Below are 21041 nucleotides of genomic sequence, written 5' to 3'. Positions count from 1 at the left end.
AATGAAGGTCAATGTACCACATACACCTGGAAAACAGATCGAGGCTTTCTATCTATTTTTCATCATCCACACGCTGCAGATTGGTGCAGGGCTGATGGGGGTCCCTCGCTATGTCTTTGAAATGTCCAAGCAAGATGCCTGGATATCCGTACTCATTGCAGGATTATATATGCATTTGATCATCTACCTCATGATCCATATCTTGAAATGTTATGAGAATGCAGATTTGTTCGGTATACAGGTGGACTTGTTCGGCAGGGTGATCGGGACACTATTAGGGAGCGTGTATTTGGTTTATTTTTTCTTCCTTAACTTCACCGTCATGCTTAATTACATTGAAGTCGTCCAAGTATTCATATTCCCCAATTTTTCTCAGCCTTTATTGAGCTTGATGCTGATAGCAATAGCCATCTATGCAGTACTTGGAGGTTTCAGAGTGGCAGTCGGCGTATCCGTCGTGTTTTTCTTTGCAACAATCTGGCTAATTGCAACGATTTATGTGCCGATCAAGATGATGGACTGGAACCATTTTCTACCGATTATGGAGGCAAGTCCGACTGAAATTCTGAAGGGTGTCTACAAGACGACATATACCATCATAGGATTGGAAGTGCTATTTTTCGTATATCCCTTCGTCAAAAATAAAAACAAGGTCTCACTTCCTTCTCACCTGGCAGTCTTTTTCACAACATTTCTTGTCTTGCTCGTCACCGTCGTTTCCATCGGTTTCTTTGCAGAGGATCAATTGAAACAAACAGTATGGGCTACATTGACACTGTTCAAAGTGGTATCATTCCCTATTCTTGAAAGGTTCGACATGATTGCCATCTCGTTATGGTTACTCGTCATCTTACCCAATTTCATTATGATTACATGGTTATTTACCTACGGAGTTAAGCGACTGTATAGAATTCCACAGCGAACTTCCTTGTATGTTTATGGCGGAGCACTTTTTATAGGGTCCTTTCTTGTGAAATATCGCGTTGACATCAATACAATTACCAATTATTCCGCAATAGCAGGTTTCTGGATCGCTTTCGTTTACCCAATTCTTCTCTTTCCTTTAGTCTGGCTGAAAACGAGAAAAAGGAGAAGTGAGCAGCAATGAAAAGAATACTCGCGTGTGTCGTATCTTTTGCCCTGCTCACTGGGTGTGTCGAACTCAACTACATCGAAAAACTCGGTATCATAACCGGTATCGGTTATGACTTGCAGGAAGAGAATGTCATTGATGGTACATTGGTCTATTTGCAGTTCAATCAGAATGCCCCGAACGTGTCTCAAGTGATTGAGAGCAGATCTAGCACTTCTAAGGGAATCCGGAATAAGGCAAACTATAAAACGAGTCAGGAACTGGTAACCGGTCAGATGAGGATGGCTGTATTCGGCAGGGCAACAGCAGAAAAAGGAATTCTTCCATACGTGGATACCTTGGGTAGAGATGCTAAAATGGCCGATTTGATTTCCTTTGCTATTGCCGAAGAAAATGCGAGGGATATCCTCTTTTCTGAAAAATATGAAGGTGCACCGGATATCGCCACCTATTTAAGTCAACTGATTGAGAAAAACACGAAAAATCAAGGTGTCCCAGATGCATCGCTTCACCATTTCATCCACTCGCTGCAACAAGTCGGAGTAGACCCAGTACTTCCTATTCTTTCTCTGGAACATGGAAAAGTTACCATCAGCAGCATCGGACTCCTGGAAGAGGATAAGCTCGTCGGTCAAATTCCTCCTCATAAAGGCATCTATATTACGATGCTCAAGGAGAATTCAAAAATTTCTAATCTAGAAATAGAATTAGAGGAAGAACCGCTTAAGGAATATACGAAAAAATCAAGTGCTTCTGGCAACAATAAAGTTTTCATTGCTTTGAATGACATTTACAGCAAACAGAGGATCACGATGCCGGAGCGAGGGAATCACCAAAAATTCCAAGTGCATGTAGAAATAACTGGGAGAATGTTGGAAATATCAGATGAGATTGAAATCAGAAAAGCAGAAGTGATCAAAAAAATCGAAAAGGGTGCAGAAAAGGCGCTTGAATCACAACTGGATGATTTGATCGGCACCTTCAAGGAATTTGGAGTGGATCCAATCGGGTTCGGAGAAATTGCCAATTCCTTGCATCGATCAACAAATTTTTCAAAAAAGGAATGGCGAGAAAAGATAAAAACAATGGATGTCGATGTAAAAGTTAATGTTCGGTTAGTACGCCACGGAATCATTGAATAAAAAACAGCCGCACTGATTGCGGCTGTTTCCCTTCAAGCTTCCTTTTTCACTTTCTTTGTAGATTTCGATTTTTTTGACGCGGTTGTTTTTTTCTTTGTCGTTTTCTTCTGACCTTTGTTCGCTTTTTGCAAAGATGCTTCCAGCGCATCCATCAAGTTGGTGACATTGTCTGGTGCCTTCTTCTCTTTAGCGGTGGTGACTTCATCCGCATTCTTCCGTGCTTCAATCAATTCAAGAAGCGCATTCCGATACTCGTCAGTGTATTTGGTTGGATCGAATTCAGTGGTCAACTGATCGATCAGCATTTTCGCTGTATCAAGTTCCTTCTTGACTGTTTCGCCCTCTTCGGGAACGTTCTGTACGTCTCCTACACTTCGGACCTCATCCGGATAGTGAATCGTTTCCATCAACAACGTGTTCTGATACACCCGAATGACGGCAAGCTGTTCTTTGGAACGGATCATGATTTTGGCAATTCCGATTTTCCCTGTATCCTCCAAGGCCTGTCGCAGGAGGACGTAGGCTTTCGACCCACCTTCATTGGGAGAAAGGTAATAACTCTTTTCAAAATAGATTGGATCGATTTCTTCAAGTTTTACAAAGTCGACGATTTCCACTGATTTATCTGAATTCTCTTCCTTCAATTCCTTCAATTCTTCGTCGGACAATTTGACGAATTTGTTCTTGGCGTATTCGAATGCACGTACGATATCATCCTGACCGACTTCTTTTTCACAGACAGGACACACTTTTTCATACTTGATCGGAGACTCACACTCTTTATGGAGCTGTCTTAACTTGATGTCTTTATTCTCGGTAGCTGTATGAAGTTTGACAGGTATATTGACCAGACCGAAGCTGATCGTTCCTTTCCACATTGTATGCATCGTGCTCACCTCTTTTTTCTTAGCTTTTACAAGACAGCCGGAAATATGTTTAACCTTCATCCTTACCCACACTAACAGCTAAGGAGGATCTCGCTATGAGTTATGAAACAATGCAGCCGACACTTGCGACCGAATTACCAAAAGGTTCGGAATGGGTCTACGAAGTGAAATATGACGGTTTTCGATGTTTATTGAAATGGGAAAAAGAATCGATCCAGTTGATCAGCCGAAACGGAAAAAGTCTGACGAAACAATTCCCTGAGATTGTGCAGCGCTGTGAGGAATTACAGGACTTGGTCGAGGTAGCACTCCCGCTTACATTAGACGGAGAACTAGTGATCCTGAACACACCAGTCCAGGCAAACTTCTCACTATTACAAACCCGTTCACGAATGGGGACAGCTTCAAAAATCCAAGAATGGTGTAAAAAAAGAAGTGCTCAGTTCCTTGCTTTCGATTTGCTTAGAATGAGAGGTAAGTCCTTAGAACGTCGTACACATGAAAAACGTAAGCAGCAACTGGCAGGCCTATTCGAACGAGCCAAGCTTCCAGATGGTGTTAAAGTTGGGACGCAATTATGCCTGATCGAAACCTATACAGATGTTAACGAGGTTCATAAAAGAGTTACGGAACATCAAGGGGAAGGGATCATTGCAAAAAGGAAAAATTCACAATATAAAAAGGGGAAAGTCGACTCCTGGATCAAAATAAAAAATTGGCGAATATTGACTGCTTTCCTGACCGGTTACCAGCCCTCGAACGGATATTTTTCAGTCGGCTTCATGGACGATGGGGAAGTCATAGCATTAGGAAAATGCAAGCATGGATTGAGCAGGAAAGACGAGGAAGAACTGATTGAAGTTATTAAATCCAAGGGATCAAAGAAAGGAAATAGCTATCATTTACCTCCGGCAATCTGTATGGATATCCATTGCCTGGGGATTCACGATAAAGAATTACGAGAACCCTCATTCAAGAGTTTCCGACTGGAAGCGGATAGTGCGAGCTGTACCAGGTCAAGCATCCGCTGGCAGTTATCCAGTCCACCCTCTTCCATCGCTTATTCGAATTTGGATAAACTGCTCTATCCTGCTCACCGGAAGCAAGAGGTCATCCAATATTTACGAAATGTCTATCCTTATATGGAACCTTTCATCCACGGGAAAAGACTGACTGTCATCCGCTATCCGGATGGAATTGAAGCATCTTCCTTCTTTCAGAAACATCTTCCGGAATACGCGCCGGACTTTCTGAAGCGTATGGATGATCACTCCCAGCTTGTTGAAAATGTGGAAGGGTTCATCTGGTTTGCCAATCAGGCTGCAATCGAGTACCATATTCCTTTTCAAAAAATCGACGAAGCTCATCCTGATGAAATCGTCTTCGACCTTGATCCTGCAGATATCGATCAATTTCCAGATGCAAAAAGGGCAGCACAGCACCTTCACACACTTTTTCAAGAGCTTGGACTTATATCCTTCGTAAAAACCTCCGGTGGAAAAGGCATGCAGGTGCACATTCCAATAACCAGTGGATCTCTCACATACGAGCAGACTTCCATTTTCACGGCAATCATTGCAGAAACACTCGTTCATTTTGAGCCTGATGCGTTTACGACGGAACGCCTGAAAAAAAATCGGAAAGGACGGCTTTATATCGATCACGTCCAACACGCGCCAGGGAAAACGATCATCGCTCCCTACTCACCGAGAGCGTATCCTTATGCCAGTGTTTCCACTCCATTATTTTGGGAAGAACTTGGTGAAGTGGAACACCCGAGCCAGTTCACGATTGCCAACACACTGGAACGCCTGCAAAGGAATGGATGTCCGTTCAGCACCTATCACCAGGCAAAGGTACAACAGCCCATGGAGCGCTTAAAGGCTTTTATCGAACATGGAACATTTTAAAAATAAGAAAAAGCCCCACTCATGATAGAGCGGGGCATTGCAATCAATAATCGAATTCATCAGGGTGTGGGCCGTTACGACCTTCTTCCCCTTTATCCAGTTCATCAATTCGGGCAAGCTCTTCAGCTGTCAGTTCAAAATCAAAAAGGTCCGCATTCTGCTTCTGACGGTCTTTGTTCGTCGACTTAGGAATCGTGATGATTCCATGCTGCAGATCCCAGCGCAAGATGACTTGTGCAGGTGTTTTGCCATACTTTTCAGCAATGCTTTGCAGTACTGGTGCTTCAAAGTATTTTCCACGTGCGAGCGGAGACCAGGCTGTAACGTGAATATTATGCTGTGCACAGTAGTTGCGAAGCTCGGTTTGTGCCAACTCAGGGTGAAGCTCAATCTGATTAATCATAGGTTTGATTTCAACATCCTCCAGCAGATCATCCAAATGATGAACGAGGAAGTTACTGACACCGATGGCTTTCACTTTTCCATCTTTATATAACTGCTCCAATGCTTTCCAGGTTTCTTTATACTTACCTGGCACTGGCCAATGGACAAGATACAGGTCGAGATACTCCAGGTCCAATCGCTTCAAGCTGTTGTTGAATGCTTCAATCGTCGATTCGTACCCTTGTTCATCGTTCCAAACTTTTGAAGTTACGAAAATTTCTTCACGAGGAACACCACTATCTTTGATCCCCTGTCCCACGCCTTCTTCGTTTTTGTAAACGGAAGCCGTATCGATATGACGGTATCCAAGATCGATTGCATTCTTTACCGCCTGTGCGGTTTCATTGCCATCCTCCATCTTATAGACGCCAAGGCCGAACTGAGGCATATGTACGCCATTATGAAGGGTTACTGTAGAGTTCAGATTCATCTTTGTTCCTCTCCTTTCAATATAAAACCGTTCCCTTAAAAGAATACAGCTAAGCTATATCATTTCAAAACCATTTGCACTACTTGGGCATTCCCATCAGGGGCATGTACCTCTTTTTCATTTGGATGGTCACACGTATAAGACGAGAACAGCCTGTTTGCATATGTTGTGAACAGGAGGTGAATTACTATGAGTTACAACGGATTAGGTACTTCCTTATTGGGAATTGGTTTAGCCATCCTTTCCTTAGTCCTTGCTCCACTTGCATTAGTTGATGCAGCTGCATTGTTGATCGGCAGCACGATCGGCTTGATCATTGTGTTGATCCTTGCAGTAGTATGGCTGCTTGTCATCTACCACTTGGTGAGCAGAATGATCGACTGTGTTTGTGGCAGACATCACCATAAAAAATAACAGCTGAACACAACCTCCCCAACACAAAAAGGGTAAGAATCGACTGGATTCTTACCCTTTGCTTTTACTCTATATCATAATAATCGCTTTTGACTTTGTGGAGCAGAAATTCTTCAGGACTATCCCCGATCATGTATAGACGATGCAGAGGTCTTGTCATCGATACATAGAGCATTTTCAAATCCAATTCCTCCAATTTATATGGAGATGAACCGCTCATAAGAAAAATGACATCAAACTCCAATCCTTTTGCCAAGTAGGCAGGCAAAATCATTCGATCGCCCATTTCATTTTTCCCGTCCATAAGCTCGAATCCTAAATCCGTTCCGGACATGTCCTCGTGTAAAGCTTCTGCTTCCTTTCTCGTTTTTGTAACAACCGCGAAGCTTTTCATCCCTTTTCCAATTTCGGAAGGCAGCTTGTTTTTTAGCTGTGAGATTCCAGTACCGTTTTTCTTTATAAAAAGTGGACGGTTCCCGTGACGTACAACCGGTTCAGCCTTTGGAAGATCATCTGGCATCAGAGCCAGCAGTTGGTTAGCTAGCTCCATGATTTCTACTGTGGTACGATACGTCTTCTGCAAGGTAAGGTAGCTAGGTTCTGTGAAAATTCCATCCTTCAGTACATCCCAGTTCTTCAACCCTCGATAACGATAGATTCCCTGTGCAAGGTCACCTACAATTGTGAACAGTTCCGTCTGAAAAGCTTTACGCAAACTGTAGATTTCAAAATAACTGTAATCCTGTGCTTCATCGATGATCACTTTCTTCGCCTGGTCATCTTTATCGATTCCATATAAGAATGTCTTCAAATAGAGGAGAGCTGCCAAATCCTCTGCATGGACCTTTTTAGCTGATAAGACTTTCAGTGTCTCCTCTTTCATAAAGTTCCGCTCTTGTTGCGGAAGGTTTGTCATCAACTTTTCATACAATGCCTCTTTTTCGAACAAGGCTCGATATGTCTCAAGCACTTTTAATCTAGGATACTGATCCATGTAGCGTTTTACCGCTCCTCTTGCTTCGCGGTTGATTTGTGCCAGCTTTTCTTCCTTTTTAGTCAATAGGAAACTGACACGCACCCGGCGTTTGTCAGGATCTTTAATATCAAAGAGTGCCCGGTCCAGTTCTCGATCATATTTGTCCGCAATCTTCTTAAGCATGATCTTTTTCTTTCTTCGAAGTTCGGATTGCAGAATTGCCTTGATTTTATTGACTCTGACCTGGTAGGGGAAATAGCTGAAATCTGTCAGGAAAAGCCGTTTGATGTTCTTACCGTTTTTCACTTTGAAACCTGCAACCACGAAGTCTTCATCAATCAAATAACTTTTCTTCAGATGTTCTAAGTATTTATCGACGACTCGCTTATAGTTCGGAGATCCTTTGAATTCAGCCGTCCATAAACTCAGCGGTTTCTCATCATTTTCGTCCTCAAGCATGCGCATCAACGTTTCATGTTGGGTGATGACACTGTGTTTAAGATTGATTACCTGCGTGACATAATCCGCATACGTGGTTTGACGTGCTTTTTGCACGCCTAACTCCGGCAGAACTTCTGAAATGTATTGGATAAACAACTGGTTCGGTGCTAGGATCAACATTTCTTCTGGTTTGAATATTTCTTTCATGGAATAGAGGAAGTATGAGATTCGGTGCAGGGCAATCGTCGTCTTACCGCTTCCTGCCGCCCCTTGGACGATAATCGGTTTTCGCAGGTTCGCACGGATGACTTGGTTCTGCTCTTCCTGGATAGTGGAGACGATTTCGCTCAGTCTTCCTTCCGAGTTCTGGGCAAGGGAATCCTGGAGCAATTCATCCTTCGTCGTCAAATCGATGTCCCTGAAGTCTTTCAGTTCTCCATCTTCAATCGTGTACTGACGTTTGAGGGAGACATTTCCTTCGTACGTCTCCCCGTGTGCATCATAAGTGACGGCTCCGAGTCTGCCTTCATAGTACACGTTGGCAAGCGGGGATCGCCAATCCAGGATGATTGGCATCTGTGTCTCTCGGTCGAATAACGAGACTTTACCGATGTAGAATATTTCTTCTTCTGTCTTTTCTTTTCGATGAAAATTAATGCGGGCAAAATACGGTTTCTTACGGAGTCGTTTGAGGTTCTCTAGTTGTTCCTTTGACATTTTCATGAAGCTTGCATGGGCCAGCATCTCCTGATACCTTAAGCTACTGTCTTTGAAGCTCAGTTTCTGTAGAGCATCTGCCTGCTTCTCTTTCAAAGCGGTCTGGTCGGATTCCTGAGCAGCAATGAGTGTATCCATGTACGCTTTCGTAAAGTCGAGCCGCTCCAGTTCGTTCTTGTAATCGGGGTGGTTGTTCATTTTGTCATTCTCCCTTCAACTTGTATGGAATGACGTTTGTCGGAGCCCTCATGCGATTTATTTCAAAGCAACGTTACTACATTACCATAAGTGGAATTGTAAGTACAAATATTACTAAAATTGATTTCGAGCCATTTGTTAGCGTTGGTGTAACAGGGGAAGGACTCGCTTTCCTGCGGGGGAACTGGCAAGCCTCCTCAGGCTACGCCTTCCGGGGTCTAGCCTAGCTCCTTTTCCCGCGGGAGTCTCCCCCTTCCCCTGTTCCACCTTCGATATGTATTACTCGAAATCTCATGAAAGATAATATATAGATAATTTGCTTATGAATGAAAAAAGGATGCTCCATAATTGGGCATCCTTCGTTGCAAAATACTAACGTCTCATTTCTTTTTCCGGGCTGATTTTTGGCAGTGTGGATTCGATCAATAGGAATGAAAGAATTCTAAGGCCGATTGGATACAAGGAGACAGCTCCGATAATATCACCGACATAGCCGAATTGATCGGTCAAGAACATCCACAGGAAAATCGCGAGCATTATTAGGAACGATGTATTACCTGGTATTCCATTTAACGGTTTCCACGATTTGACGAAGACAGCCGTTTCCTCTTCCAGCTGACCGAAGCATTTCATATGGAACGGTTTGACCTTGAACCAGCGAGCACCGGTAATCAGTTCATCCCGATCTACGATCTTCTTTTTGCAGTAATGACAAATAATAGTTCGTTTCACAACATCTACCCCTGATGAGCTATAGTATAAAAAAACTCGAAATCCTTATCCATTATACCGCATCTCCCCTATTTTTCGAACCCTCAGAACAAAAACGTAAGTGATAGAGCTGGATGAGCCCACCAGCTAAAGCTATCAATATTCCAGACCACCAAAAAGGAGTTGGGATTTGAGCCCCAACTCCTTTGTTTGTGCTTATTTTTCATTTTGCTGAATGATTTCGACCACACGATCCTTGGCTTTCTGGCTTTGATAGTTTTCCATATTGCTGAGAATCGAACCTTTATCAGCAATCAGATGATCAAGTTCTTTCATAAAGCTTTCTTTTGTCAATTCTTCTTCCTCCAGCTTCCTAGCATAGCCTTGTTTTACGAAAGAGTCTGCATTCAAAATCTGGTCTCCACGGCTCGCATGCCTGGAAAGTGGGATAAGCAACATCGGCTTCCTTAATGCCAGGAATTCGAAGATGGCGTTAGCGCCTGCTCTTGAAACGATATAATCCGTTGCTGCAAAAAGATCCTTCAGCTCTTCATTAACGTATTCGAACTGTACGTAGCCTTTTCTATTGATTGTCGTGTCTGTGTTTCCTTTACCGCAAATATGGATGATTTGAAGGTGCTTCAGCAGCTCATCAAGTTGGCCGCGGATTGCATCATTGATTTTCTTCGAACCGGTGCTTCCCCCCATCACCATCAACACTGGCTTATCTGAAGGGAAATCACAGTGACGAAGTCCTTTATGACGGTCACCTTCGAACAACTCATCCCTGATCACCGCTCCAATGTATTCACTCTTATCCTTCGGTAGATGATTCATCGTTTCAGGAAAAGTTGCCAACACTTTCTTAGCGAAGGGAATTGCAATTTTATTTGCAAGTCCTGGAGTGTAATCCGATTCGTGAATAATTGCCGGTACACGGTTCATCCATGCAGCCGTCACAACCGGCACAGAAACGAAGCCACCTTTTGAAAAAATCGCACCTGGCTTCCGTTTGCGAATGATATTCCAAGCCTGGAGCGTCCCTTTCATCACTTTGAACGGGTCTTTGAAGTTCTCTTTTGACATGTACCTTCTCAACTTCCCTGTCGAGATGGCATGGTATGTCACCCCATCCAATCCAGCAATCAAATCGCGCTCGATACCGTCAGCGGAACCTATATAATCAATGGAATACCCCTGTTGTTGAAATTCGGGAATAAGCGCAAGGTTGACGATGACGTGCCCCGCCGTACCTCCGCCAGTAAACAAAATCCGTTTATCACTCATAAGTCAATTACTTCCTTTCCAGACAAAAATCCTTACAACTGTGTTATAATCCTTCCTATCCTAAGTGAATTGTATCAGAAAAGGAAGAGATATATGTATGAAACTACCCATTTGAAACAAAAGTTAAAACTTTTTCTAATAATTCTGTTTCCGATTCTGCTGACACAGATCGGGATGTATTTGATGAACTTTTTCGATACAATCATGTCCGGACAGGCGGGAGCAGATGATTTAGCCGGCGTTGCCATCGGTTCAAGTATTTGGCTGCCTGTATTCACCGGTTTGAATGGTATTTTAATGGCGATCTCCCCAATCGTCGCTCAGTTGAAGGGTGCCCGGGATGAAGATGCAATCCAGTCTTCTGTAAAGCAGGGAGTATATTTATCGGTAGCTCTAGCCGCCGTTATTGGTACACTCGGTTACTTTGCATTGGATCCGATACTTAATCTGATGTCGCTTGAAGCAGAAGTACGGCATGTTGCGAAATATTATCTGATCACTTTAGGGCTTGGAATCATTCCACTATTCATTTTCAATACTTTACGCTGCTTCATTGATGCGCTTGGCAAGACTCGTGTCTCAATGATCATTATCCTGATGACGTTACCTTTCAATATTTTCTTTAATTATATCTTCATTTTCGGAAAACTCGGCTTTCCTGCATTGGGAGGAGTCGGTGCTGGTGTTGCATCTGCGTTAACCTATTGGGTAGCCTGTGGAATAGCAGTCTATATCATTGTCAAAGTTACACCATTTCGAACCTACTCGATCTTTTCCGATTGGGTGAAGCCATCACTTGCAGCCTGGTGGGAGCAATTGAAAATCGGAATACCAATCGGGTTTGCGATATTTTTTGAAACAAGCATCTTCGCTGCGGTGACATTTTTCATGACGGTCTATGACACGAATACGATTGCAGCCCATCAGGCAGCGATCAACTTTGCCTCGTTGTTATATATGATTCCGCTCAGTATCGCATTCACACTGACAATCGCTGTAGGATTTGAAGTCGGGGCAAAAAGATACTCGCATGCAAGGACTTATTCTTATCTAGGTATCATTAGTGCAGTGCTTATGTCCGTTTTAAGCGGACTGATTCTTTATATCTTTGATGATCAGGTTGCACGTATGTACAGTTCTGATCCTGCCGTAATTGAATTGACGCGGAACTTCCTGTTTTTCGCGATTTTCTTCCAGCTTTCCGATGCATTCGGCGCACCTATCCAAGGGGCATTGAGAGGCTATAAGGATGTGAATATCACGCTTATCATGGCGTTTGTTTCCTACTGGGTAATCGGGCTTCCAAGCGGATGGTGGCTAGCGAATTTCACTTCATTCGGACCATATGGTTACTGGATGAGTCTGATCATCGGACTGACAGCTGGTGCGATAACTCTGTACATCCGAATGGTCCACATCCAGAAAAAGCAGCTAGCTACTTCACATACATAAAAAGCGTTTGCCTGAATGGCAAACGCTTTTTTTTATACATCCTGATTGAGATTCATGACCACAAGCCGTTCTTCTGTCATATCTTCAATCGTATATTTCGGTCCTTCTTTCCCCCATCCGCTTCCTTTCACACCGCCATAAGGCATGAGGTCTACACGGTATTGAGAGGAATCGTTGATCATCAGTCCACCTACTTGGACGTTTTTTGCAGCATAAAAGGCAGTGTCAATATTCTGTGTGAAGATACCACCTTGTAAGCCGTATTGGGATTCATTCAGCTCATCAATGCAGTCTTTCAGATTAGAGAATGGAATGATCGATACGACCGGGGCGAAAATTTCTTCGCACACGACCTTTTGATTTTTTGTCACATTCGTAAGGACGGTAGGTTCAAGCAATGCTCCATTCCTCTTTCCGCCGTGAATGATTTTCGCTCCTTCTTTTTCCGCATCTTTGATCCATGTTTCAGCACGCTCTGCCTCTTCCTCACTGATCATTGGTCCGACATCTGTTTCTGCATCGTTCGGATCGCCAACGTTCAACTCTTGAATCGCTTCGATGAATGCTTGCTGGAATTCTTCTCTTACCTCCTCGTGGACATAGAGACGCTGAACAGAGATACATACCTGACCAGCGAATGCGAAGCTCTTCTGTGCTGTATTTTTTGCAGCCATCTGTACATCCGCTTCTTTGTCGATGATGACCGGAGAGTTGTTCCCCAGTTCCAGAATCAGTTTGTTCAGCCCTGTATTCTGCTTCAATTTCAATCCGACATTCGCACTTCCAGTGAACGTGTACAGGTTGATTCGGCTATCTTCCATCATTTGTTTACCAACTGTGGACCCTGAACCAACAACGACATTCAAAAATCCTTTCGGAAGCCCTGCCTCTTCAAATAGCTCAGCAAGTTTCAATGCTGAGATTGGTGTTGCACTTGCAGGCTTCAGCACAACCGCGTTTCCAGATGCGATCGCTGGGGCTATTTTATGTGCGACCAAATTGATTGGAAAGTTGAACGGACTAATGGCACCAACCACTCCGACAGGTACTTTAATCGTAAATGCCATCCGGTTTTCAGAACCTGGTGCAGCCTCGACAGGTACTCCTTCCCCATGGATTCGTTTCGCTTCTTCCGCTGATAGCTCGAAGGTTTGCGTAGCACGATCAATCTCAGTTCGGGCCTGTTTTAACGGCTTGCCAGCTTCCATTGTAATGTTTTTTGCGAGTTCTTCTTTATTTTCCTGAAGCAGTTCACTTACACGCTTAAGTATCTGGTATCGCTTATACGGAGGCATCGGGTTTGTTTTGAAAGCAGTTTGTGCTGCCTCAATCGCCTGATCCACCTCTTTCTCGCCGGCTTTTGCTACTTCCGCATACGTATCCTGAGTGTATTTATTCAGAACTTCTACTTTTTCTTCTGAATCGGTCCATTCTCCATTTATAAATAGTTTGTATTGATCAGCCATATAACCATACTCCTTTATTTGGGATATTAGTATGGGTATTTCCTTTTGATGGTTTGTTTAAACGCTCTCGAGGGTATTGCAGGACGTGAGCGATTTACAAATCCGGCTGTTTTATATACAAAGTCCAGCGTTTATTCAACAAAAAGGGCGACTGATCATACAAACTCGGCATCTTATTAAACAAACTTAGCATTTTATTAAACAAAACCGCTCCAAATCAAAAAAACCTGAAGAGCGGGTTTCCCCGTTCTTCAGGTTAAGCAGGATTACAAGAATAGACCTACGATTGTTGCAGAAAGCATGGAACCTAGTGTCGCACCGACAAGAAGCTTCAGACCGAAACCGGACACTTTTCCACCTTTTTCAGAATCGATTCCCTGCACCGTACCAGCGATGATACCGATGGAGGAGAAGTTAGCAAAGCTTGTCAGGAATACAGTTACAATACCAACTGTTTTCTCTGAAACAGAATCAAGCATGCCCTGGAACTCAAGCATCGCTACGAATTCGTTCGTGACGATCTTTGTACCCATGATTGCACCGGCGTCAAGTACTTCAGCCATCGGGATACCCATCAGCATACCGATTGGAGCAATCACATAACCAAGTGCCTGTTGCAACGTGAATCCGCTGAACAGTGCTGCGAAGACCCAGTTCACAAGCTCAAGAGATGCGATGAAAGCGATCAGCATTGTCGCTACGATCAATGCGATACGTCCACCATCCAATGCTCCGTTACCCATCGCCTCGAAGAAGCTTTTCGCGTTGGATACATCCTGGATATCAACAACGTCTTCTTCCTTAGGAACTTTGACTGGAGCAATCATGGAAGCAACAATCAATGCACTGAACATGTTCAATGGCAGAGCTACCAGAATGAATTTCGCAGGAAGCATTCCAAGATACGCACCGACAATAGAAGCTGAAACGGATCCCATTGCTGACGCACTTACAATATACAAACGGTTGTCATTCAGTTGTTTGAACTGTGACTTGATTGCAATCAATGCTTCAGATTGTCCGAAGAAAATTGAGTTTACTGCGTTGAAGGACTCGACTTTAGGAAGTCCTGTGATATAAGAAAGTCCCCAACCAAGATATTTGATGATCAAAGGCAGGACTTTGATGTATGTCAGCACAGAGAGAATCGTTGCAAAGAAGATGATCAATAGCAGAACGTTGAAGAAGAATACTCCACCGCCACCTTCTTGAATGACAAAACCTCCAAGTACGAACTGAACTCCGGCAGAACCGAATTCAATCAGTTTATTGAACCCTTCAGAAATTTTCGTAATGATCCACTGACCAACTTTTGTATTGAACATAAACCATGTAGTCAATAGTTGGAATAAAAGCATGATGATGATTCCACGATAATTGATGTTCTTTTTATCATTGGACATCAAGAATGCGATTCCAAGAATGACCGCAATAGCCAACAAGCCAAGTAAAATACCCACGTTTGTTCCTCCTCAGATGATAATATAGCTATAATTTCAAAACAGTAATGAAAATGCTTTCATAACCTATTTCCATTTTGGATTGTATCAGGTTGTCAGACGTCTTGCAAGTGCAAAAATCTGTAAATGAACATTACAAGCTGATTACACGCTACTTTCTAATCCTTACTTTTTTATTTCCTTTCAAGCATCGAATCAACCCTATTAGAAGTTATTGTAACCAAAACGAAAAAAAAGCCACGGTAGATCGTGACTTTTTCCGCTGGATCATTTGCTGATGAACATCTGCGTCCAATATGTGCCATAACTTCCACCTGTAGCGTATCCGACACCAATATGAGTGACATTGCGATTTAAAATATTTTTACGATGTCCTGGACTGTTCATCCATTCCTGGACGACTTGCTGTGGCGTACGCTGTCCAGCAGCGATATTCTCAGCAGCTGCCCTGTAGTTAATGTTGAAATTACGCATCATCTGAAACGGTGATCCATATGTTGGCGATGTATGAGAGAAGTAATTGTTTTTCGCCATATCCCTCGATTTGTACCGCGCCACTCTTGAAAGCTGCCAGTCTTTCTTCAAGGCAGGCAGCCCCTGACTTGCACGCTCCTGATTTGTCAAGTCGATCACTTGCTGTTCGACAGATTTGATTCCAGGCTTTAATGGGATGGTCACCCTATCGCCAGGATAAATCAGGTCAGGGTTTTCAAACTGCGGATTGGCGTTGATAATTTCCGATAACCCGATTTGATATTTGCGAGAAATCTTCCATAAAGAGTCGCCTGACTTAACAATGTACGTATCCGTTTGCGCTTGTGCATTCCCCTCCTGCAAACCCAGCCATGAAAAGCTGAAAATGAAAAGGATCAATAAACATTTTCGCATGATTCTCTCCTCCTGTAATTAATGTACAGGAGATAGTTTGCCATCATTTGGAATTATTATGTATCCATTAAAATGCACCCGATCATTGATAAATGATCGGGTGCTATATAAGGGGGGTCTTTCACACAATTACATGCGGAAGGATCTTGCCACTTCCATTAAATCTTCCTTAGTAACCTGTGGTGGACGGTCGTCTTGGGAATGCACACTCTCCCTGTATGAGAGGCTGTATTTGATGCCGTCCTTTGTCCACGATAATGTCCTCGCAAATGCGTTATCAATATATGAACCAGTCAGACTGGAGGAAATCTCCACTTCTTCCTCATTCAAGAATCCCTGCTCTGATGAGCCTTGGGTAATTTGAATTGATAATAGATCATTATTTTCCGTAAAGAAACTGATATCAAGCTTTTCAGCATCCTCTTCCATATAGTGATCAGAGACGACAGCAATTGATTGGACAGGGATGAATTTTGGCAACTCAGGTTCATAGGACAACTCATCCAATGAAGAAGAGAGTTCCTGATCATCGTATGTATAATAGCCTTGAGGAACTGCATATGTCGTCTGGCATGCGGTCAATAACAGTAAGGTGAGTAAGCACATGAATAGTAGAAAGCGATGCTTCATTCACTGGTCCTCCCGAATTAATGTTTCTATTTTATAGACGAGGGGAGTGAATAAGAAGTTTCGTTTTCATGAAAGTTTTTTTCTTTTTTTGATAAAAACCGACATACCGGCGATCGCAAGGAAAACAGGAATACCAATAGACCAAACGGAAAAACCGAGACTAAGATTCACCTGCTCCTCAGGTTTATCGCCATAACCAAGCTCGCGTATATCTCCGGAAGCTTCGTTCAAATGCTTCGTTCCTTCACATAAGCCTGTCTTCCAGTCGTCACCATCTGCTGATGCATAGACAAGATACCTGGCTCCGACAGCAAAGTTATAGCCACAACTCGCTTCCTGCTCTTTTGTCACTACTTTCACTTCTGTCTGATTTACTCCTTTCCAGACGCGGTCCACTTCAAATAGAACAGTTACTTCGCCGGAAGAAAACATTGAACTGCTGATATCCATCACTTCACCGAAGAACACAGCATCTTTCTTTTCTAATTGGACGGAAGGTGAAGAGGCTTCAGCGCAAGAGCAAGCATGACTTTTGTTTGGAGTAAATAGGAATGAACCATAAAAAAAGATAAGTGCAATCATCAATATTGATATTTGTCGCATTCAACCACCTCACTTACTTAGACGTATTGAACACAGAAAAAGTTCCATATTTTTGTAAAATGCTAAAAATACAGAACTTTATCTACTTTCAATCAATTAATTATTCCATGTCTCGTAATTTCTACTGTAAAAGTTGGGACGACGTCCATTTCTTTAAATACCTTCTTAGGGTCCATCTTCTTCCATTCTTTATAGTGATAAGCTTTTGTCCGCCTTCCAATTCCGAATACATCACTGTTCGCCTCTTTAAGCAGGCTTATGACTTCTTCAGCATCCTTAGTAAGCAGTTCCGATAACTTCTTGTTCAACCTCTTAACTTCCTTTTCCGTTTCCAAATGGTTTTTAGGATACTCTAACACTTCTGCTTTAAGTTTGACATCAATGGTCACTTTCTTTTTAACTGGATCAATCTTCAGCTTTCGATCCACTTTATCGATTCCAATAGTGACGTAATTCAATATTTCCTCTTTTTCTTTATCACTGATTTTTTTTGTAACCCTTCCGTACTTTGATAATTTATCCTCCATCACCATAAGTAGGACTGACTGTTCCATTGATAATTTGACACCACTGAAAGCCCTTTCTGAAAATAAAGCCAATCCTTTGAACTGAATAATTCCCTTTTCATGATCTGCTGCAAGTAGTGGTAAAGAAAAGTCTTCTCCTTCTTCGAACATCTCCGCACAGACCAACTGGATGTTCTCACCTGGTGTATGACTTGTGACATGTGCAGATTCAAGCAATCCCTTCAAGTACTTGCTGATCAAGGTTTCCCGGTCGGTTTCCAAAGCGAGAGCATCAGCAGCTTTCCCTTCCACGATAGCGAGTTGAGCGGTCAGGTTGCTTCTCGGGTTCCTATAATAAATATCCAGAACAGGATAGATGTCCTTTTTAGCCAGATCTTCTCCTATTAAGACAACTTCAATTTTAGCAGGGTCAAAAAAGTTAGATAGTTTGGCATCGATTTTATCTCTTGCATCTCTAGGTGTAGTTCCAACAGCATCTACAATCTGTTCTGTTTGTTCACCAGCCCCCTCTCCCGCTCTCCTTACGGCAGGCACAGCTACTGTATCTAATATTTTATCCCCTGCAGCATCGAAAGCCGTCGATTGCACGATTTTCACATCTTTAAACTGTCTCTGATCCCAGCACCCAGTCAGCAGGACGAGACTGATGAATCCAATTGAAACCATTTTCTTCATGAGGAACCACGACCTTTATTTCGTCTTCTGATATTGGATAACATCAGGATCAGCACAGGTACCCCTATAGAAAAGGCATATGCGGAAGTTGTAACATACGTACTGAATCTGCCAATGTCGTATTCATTCTTTCCTATCAGGATAAACAGCGTAAGAATGATGACCATACTAATGGTATTGAACATCCCGTTCTTCTTACTCTTAAAAATCGTTGAAAATCCAACGCCACTCATATATACATACATAGCAAATGTCGTGAAAACAAATATGATCCAAAGAGAGACAAAAAAGATATCTAGTCTTGCAACGATCTGAAATTCAAACGTCTTAAGCATATATAGGAGAGGATTAGGAACCAGTCCTATTTCTTCCGAGCTGAAGAAGGTATAACTGGTCAATATTGTAAATAAGTAAAGTCCCATTACTGACAGCTGGGCCAATAACATCGTCCATAACTTTTGTTTGTCTGTCCCATTGACTACCGGGAAAACGATTAGCGAAATGATGAAACCAAGAAATGAAATAATCCCTTCATTCATGCCCTTTAAAATCGGGGAGATTCCTGAGATACCTATAGGAAGGATATAAATCAATTTCAAGTCCTGTATTACCAGTAATAACGGCACGATAAGTACCACGATTAAAAATGACAACATGACATACATCCTAGCTATCACTTGGAGACTACTATTCGCCATATAGAGCCCACTCAGCGCTAGCAATAAAGCCACTACAAGCATAGGTGTCTTGGATAGAACCCATAAGTTTATTGTTCTTGTAAACAGTAATGTAATTAATACACCTACTGCAATGAAATAAAAACAATAAAGTAAAATAAAGAATTTACTGAGCCATTTCCCTAATAAAATTTCCATATATTGAAAAAAATGATGGTCAGGAAATTTTCTTGCCAATCTCCAAAATAAAAACAAAATCAAGAGAATTATGACTCCAGATAGCAACAACGAAATCCAACCATCCTGCTTCGCTGTACCGTAAAGGTCATAAGGTAATGATAATATACCGACACCAAGCTGCGTCTGCAGAATCAAAAAGAAAAATTGTCTGCGGGAGATTTTAGCTGTCTGTAGGTTTTCCACTGTTTTTCCACTCCCTTGATTCCTGCATCCTTTCCGACCTGACAGGCTGTGCATCCTTCGGTCTCGTCTTCAATGTAAATAAAGGCAAGCGAACGAAAGTGTCCTTCAAGTCTTTAAACCTAAGTGGTGCAACTGGTGCAAAATACGGTGTACCGAATGACTCCAGTTTTACTAAATGAATAAACAGGAACAACATCCCGAAAGCAATACCAATAAATCCTAATGCCCCGGCAAGGATGATTAACGGAAAGGTCAGGATCCTTAATGTAGAGCTCATTTCATTTGAAGGAACAACGAAGGATGCAATTGCCGTTAGAGCAACGACGATAACCATCAAATTGGATACCAGCCCTGCTCGGATGATCGCATCTCCAATGACCAAACCGCCAACGATACCAATCGTCTGACCGATCGGTTGCGGCAGCCTTATCCCGGCTTCACGAATCAACTCAATGATGATGACCATGATGAAAGCTTCTGCAATCGGTGGATAGGCAATTTCATTAATGGATCCCTTCACCGGAAAAATCAGATCATCCGGCAGCACTTCAAAATGGAACGAAATTACCGCAATATAGAACGACGGCAAGCCGATTGCAATTAAGAAGCTAGCAAGGCGGATCAGTCGAGTGAATGTTCCTGTAAACCACCGTGAATTGTAATCATCCGGAGATTGATAAAACATAAAGAAGGTTGAAGGAAGGATTAAGGCAGTGGGGCTTCCTTCAAGAAAAAGAGCGATTCTTCCCTCCATCAGATTGGCTACTGCTTTATCAGGTCTTTCCGTATTCAACATCTGGGGAAACGGGGAGAATGTCGAATCCTCCATGTATTCCTCAATATATCCAGGGCTAAGCACCAAGTCAGCAGTGATTGATTTTATTCTCTCTGTCACCCGTCTTACAAGCTGGGGATCCGTTATCTCATCCATATACACCATTGCAAGATTCACATTTGTTTTTTTTCCTAACTTGAACGTTCTCACGGTCAGATCTCTATGTTCAATCTGCTTCCGGACAAGATTGATGTTGATCATCGTATTCTCGACAAAGCCTTCATGGGAACCACGAATGATCCTCTCATTCGCAGGTTCCGCAATCTGCCGATTGAAATCAGAAGTAACATTGAATTGATTGATTTTATGATTCCCGTCCTCTATATAAACGGCATGACCTCGAATCAGTGTAGGAATGACTTCTTCCAGGTTTTCAGTCTGTTTTCCGTTCGGAAGATCCATGATCGATGAAAATTTACCGACGAGCACTGGGTTGAAAATATTCTCCGTGACTTTTTCCTGGTCGACTAGGGATTCTAAGTAGATCAGTGCAGCACTACCATTCTCCAATATCCTGATTTTCAAATCACCAGAATACCTTAATGCTTTATTCAAATAATCAATATTATCCTTAAGCTTTGAAAAGCTTGCTTGTCTCGGCTCTTTATCACTATCTTTGCCATATTGGTTGTTTGTAAGCTTACCTTGTGTTTCCCGCTTCCGGAAGAATCCCATAGTCGCACCTCCTTCGAACATCACTTTCCTGTTAGTATTAGCCAGTTATTGATATTTAATTGATGGATTCACGATTGACT

Annotated in this window: 18 protein-coding genes; 5 read left to right on the top strand and 13 right to left on the bottom strand. The window is 42.6% G+C overall.

The genetic code is table 11. From position 1 onward, the window contains the following. The first annotated feature begins 1 nt into the window (after position 1). Together ACFQ2J_RS00325 and ACFQ2J_RS00320 are read left to right on the top strand one after the other, a co-directional pair. On the top strand, positions 2 to 1108 hold the full coding sequence (locus ACFQ2J_RS00325; RefSeq protein ID WP_386055508.1) for a GerAB/ArcD/ProY family transporter: 1107 nt from the start codon (positions 2 to 4) through the stop codon (positions 1106 to 1108). Further along, positions 1105 to 2235, top strand: coding sequence for a Ger(x)C family spore germination protein (locus tag ACFQ2J_RS00320; protein ID WP_386055507.1), 1131 nt, complete (start codon positions 1105 to 1107; stop codon positions 2233 to 2235). Before ACFQ2J_RS00325 ends, ACFQ2J_RS00320 begins: the two co-directional genes overlap by 4 nt. 32 nt (positions 2236 to 2267) lie before the next feature. Here the strand turns inward: ACFQ2J_RS00320 and ku are convergent, their stop codons facing one another. Further along, positions 2268 to 3122 (bottom strand): non-homologous end joining protein Ku, encoded by an 855-nt coding sequence (ku, locus tag ACFQ2J_RS00315; protein ID WP_386055505.1) that lies wholly within the window; start codon positions 3120 to 3122, stop codon positions 2268 to 2270. Between the two features lie 95 nt (positions 3123 to 3217). On the opposite strand from ku, the gene ligD reads away from it, so the two are divergent. Further along, a complete protein-coding gene (gene ligD / locus ACFQ2J_RS00310) occupies positions 3218 to 5032 on the top strand; it encodes a DNA ligase D (protein WP_386055503.1) in 1815 nt (604 codons plus the stop codon). A 43-nt stretch (positions 5033 to 5075) separates the two neighbouring features. On the opposite strand, the gene ACFQ2J_RS00305 is transcribed toward ligD, so the two are convergent. Further along, positions 5076 to 5906, bottom strand: a complete 831-nt coding sequence (locus ACFQ2J_RS00305) for an aldo/keto reductase (RefSeq protein ID WP_386055501.1) — start codon at positions 5904 to 5906, stop codon at positions 5076 to 5078. Between the two features lie 189 nt (positions 5907 to 6095). Between ACFQ2J_RS00305 and ACFQ2J_RS00300 the strand changes: the two genes are divergently transcribed. After that, positions 6096 to 6320, top strand: a complete 225-nt coding sequence (locus ACFQ2J_RS00300; RefSeq protein ID WP_386055499.1) for a hypothetical protein — start codon at positions 6096 to 6098, stop codon at positions 6318 to 6320. Positions 6321 to 6384: 64 nt separating this feature from the next. On the opposite strand, the gene helD is transcribed toward ACFQ2J_RS00300, so the two are convergent. From helD to ACFQ2J_RS00285, 3 genes are all read right to left on the bottom strand, one after another. Beyond that, on the bottom strand, positions 6385 to 8652 hold the full coding sequence (gene helD, locus ACFQ2J_RS00295) for an RNA polymerase recycling motor HelD (protein ID WP_386055497.1): 2268 nt from the start codon (positions 8650 to 8652) through the stop codon (positions 6385 to 6387). Positions 8653 to 9024: 372 nt separating this feature from the next. Beyond that, positions 9025 to 9384: a hypothetical protein gene (locus ACFQ2J_RS00290; protein WP_386055495.1), complete on the bottom strand. Its 360-nt coding sequence runs from the start codon at positions 9382 to 9384 to the stop codon at positions 9025 to 9027. Positions 9385 to 9579: 195 nt separating this feature from the next. After that, entirely contained in the window at positions 9580 to 10650 is a 1071-nt protein-coding gene (locus ACFQ2J_RS00285) for an undecaprenyldiphospho-muramoylpentapeptide beta-N-acetylglucosaminyltransferase (RefSeq protein ID WP_386055493.1), read from the bottom strand. A gap of 93 nt (positions 10651 to 10743) precedes the next feature. Between ACFQ2J_RS00285 and ACFQ2J_RS00280 the strand changes: the two genes are divergently transcribed. Further along, entirely contained in the window at positions 10744 to 12102 is a 1359-nt protein-coding gene (locus ACFQ2J_RS00280; RefSeq protein ID WP_386055491.1) for an MATE family efflux transporter, read from the top strand. Positions 12103 to 12134: 32 nt separating this feature from the next. On the opposite strand, the gene ACFQ2J_RS00275 is transcribed toward ACFQ2J_RS00280, so the two are convergent. The 8 genes from ACFQ2J_RS00275 to ACFQ2J_RS00240 form a co-directional block, all read right to left on the bottom strand. Beyond that, positions 12135 to 13568, bottom strand: a complete 1434-nt coding sequence (locus ACFQ2J_RS00275) for an aldehyde dehydrogenase family protein (protein ID WP_386055488.1) — start codon at positions 13566 to 13568, stop codon at positions 12135 to 12137. A 266-nt stretch (positions 13569 to 13834) separates the two neighbouring features. After that, positions 13835 to 15028, bottom strand: a complete 1194-nt coding sequence (locus ACFQ2J_RS00270; RefSeq protein ID WP_386055485.1) for a NupC/NupG family nucleoside CNT transporter — start codon at positions 15026 to 15028, stop codon at positions 13835 to 13837. A gap of 267 nt (positions 15029 to 15295) precedes the next feature. Further along, positions 15296 to 15916: a SafA/ExsA family spore coat assembly protein gene (gene safA, locus ACFQ2J_RS00265; RefSeq protein ID WP_386055482.1), complete on the bottom strand. Its 621-nt coding sequence runs from the start codon at positions 15914 to 15916 to the stop codon at positions 15296 to 15298. Positions 15917 to 16045: 129 nt separating this feature from the next. Further along, positions 16046 to 16546, bottom strand: a complete 501-nt coding sequence (locus ACFQ2J_RS00260) for a hypothetical protein (protein WP_386055478.1) — start codon at positions 16544 to 16546, stop codon at positions 16046 to 16048. 66 nt (positions 16547 to 16612) lie between these two features. Further along, positions 16613 to 17149: a hypothetical protein gene (locus ACFQ2J_RS00255; RefSeq protein ID WP_386055475.1), complete on the bottom strand. Its 537-nt coding sequence runs from the start codon at positions 17147 to 17149 to the stop codon at positions 16613 to 16615. Between the two features lie 92 nt (positions 17150 to 17241). Further along, a complete protein-coding gene (locus ACFQ2J_RS00250) occupies positions 17242 to 18351 on the bottom strand; it encodes a Ger(x)C family spore germination protein (RefSeq protein WP_386055472.1) in 1110 nt (369 codons plus the stop codon). Continuing rightward, entirely contained in the window at positions 18348 to 19451 is a 1104-nt protein-coding gene (locus ACFQ2J_RS00245) for a GerAB/ArcD/ProY family transporter (protein ID WP_386055469.1), read from the bottom strand. The genes ACFQ2J_RS00250 and ACFQ2J_RS00245 overlap by 4 nt, the downstream gene beginning before the upstream one ends. Further along, complete coding sequence (locus ACFQ2J_RS00240) at positions 19429 to 20961, bottom strand: spore germination protein (RefSeq protein WP_386055467.1); 1533 nt, start codon at positions 20959 to 20961, stop codon at positions 19429 to 19431. The genes ACFQ2J_RS00245 and ACFQ2J_RS00240 overlap by 23 nt, the downstream gene beginning before the upstream one ends. Positions 20962 to 21041 lie beyond the last annotated feature (80 nt).

This window comes from Thalassobacillus hwangdonensis, assembly GCF_042675915.1.
GTDB classification, from domain to species: domain Bacteria; phylum Bacillota; class Bacilli; order Bacillales; family Halobacillaceae; genus Thalassobacillus_A; species Thalassobacillus_A hwangdonensis.
The sequence above is the reverse complement of the archived record's forward strand: the minus strand, read 5'-3'. Positions and strand labels throughout refer to the sequence as shown.

Excerpts from the sequence above, each read along its gene's own strand:
- ACFQ2J_RS00325 (WP_386055508.1), top strand. The coding sequence starts at position 2 with ATGAAGGTCAATGTACCACATACACCTGGAAAACAGATCGAGGCTTTC.
- ACFQ2J_RS00320 (WP_386055507.1), top strand. The coding sequence starts at position 1,105 with ATGAAAAGAATACTCGCGTGTGTCGTATCTTTTGCCCTGCTCACTGGG.
- ku (WP_386055505.1), bottom strand. The coding sequence starts at position 3,122 with ATGCATACAATGTGGAAAGGAACGATCAGCTTCGGTCTGGTCAATATA.
- ligD (WP_386055503.1), top strand. The coding sequence starts at position 3,218 with ATGAGTTATGAAACAATGCAGCCGACACTTGCGACCGAATTACCAAAA.
- ACFQ2J_RS00305 (WP_386055501.1), bottom strand. The coding sequence starts at position 5,906 with ATGAATCTGAACTCTACAGTAACCCTTCATAATGGCGTACATATGCCT.
- ACFQ2J_RS00300 (WP_386055499.1), top strand. The coding sequence starts at position 6,096 with ATGAGTTACAACGGATTAGGTACTTCCTTATTGGGAATTGGTTTAGCC.
- helD (WP_386055497.1), bottom strand. The coding sequence starts at position 8,652 with ATGAACAACCACCCCGATTACAAGAACGAACTGGAGCGGCTCGACTTT.
- ACFQ2J_RS00285 (WP_386055493.1), bottom strand. The coding sequence starts at position 10,650 with ATGAGTGATAAACGGATTTTGTTTACTGGCGGAGGTACGGCGGGGCAC.
- ACFQ2J_RS00280 (WP_386055491.1), top strand. The coding sequence starts at position 10,744 with ATGTATGAAACTACCCATTTGAAACAAAAGTTAAAACTTTTTCTAATA.
- ACFQ2J_RS00275 (WP_386055488.1), bottom strand. The coding sequence starts at position 13,568 with ATGGCTGATCAATACAAACTATTTATAAATGGAGAATGGACCGATTCA.
- safA (WP_386055482.1), bottom strand. The coding sequence starts at position 15,916 with ATGCGAAAATGTTTATTGATCCTTTTCATTTTCAGCTTTTCATGGCTG.
- ACFQ2J_RS00260 (WP_386055478.1), bottom strand. The coding sequence starts at position 16,546 with ATGAAGCATCGCTTTCTACTATTCATGTGCTTACTCACCTTACTGTTA.
- ACFQ2J_RS00255 (WP_386055475.1), bottom strand. The coding sequence starts at position 17,149 with ATGCGACAAATATCAATATTGATGATTGCACTTATCTTTTTTTATGGT.
- ACFQ2J_RS00250 (WP_386055472.1), bottom strand. The coding sequence starts at position 18,351 with ATGAAGAAAATGGTTTCAATTGGATTCATCAGTCTCGTCCTGCTGACT.
- ACFQ2J_RS00240 (WP_386055467.1), bottom strand. The coding sequence starts at position 20,961 with ATGGGATTCTTCCGGAAGCGGGAAACACAAGGTAAGCTTACAAACAAC.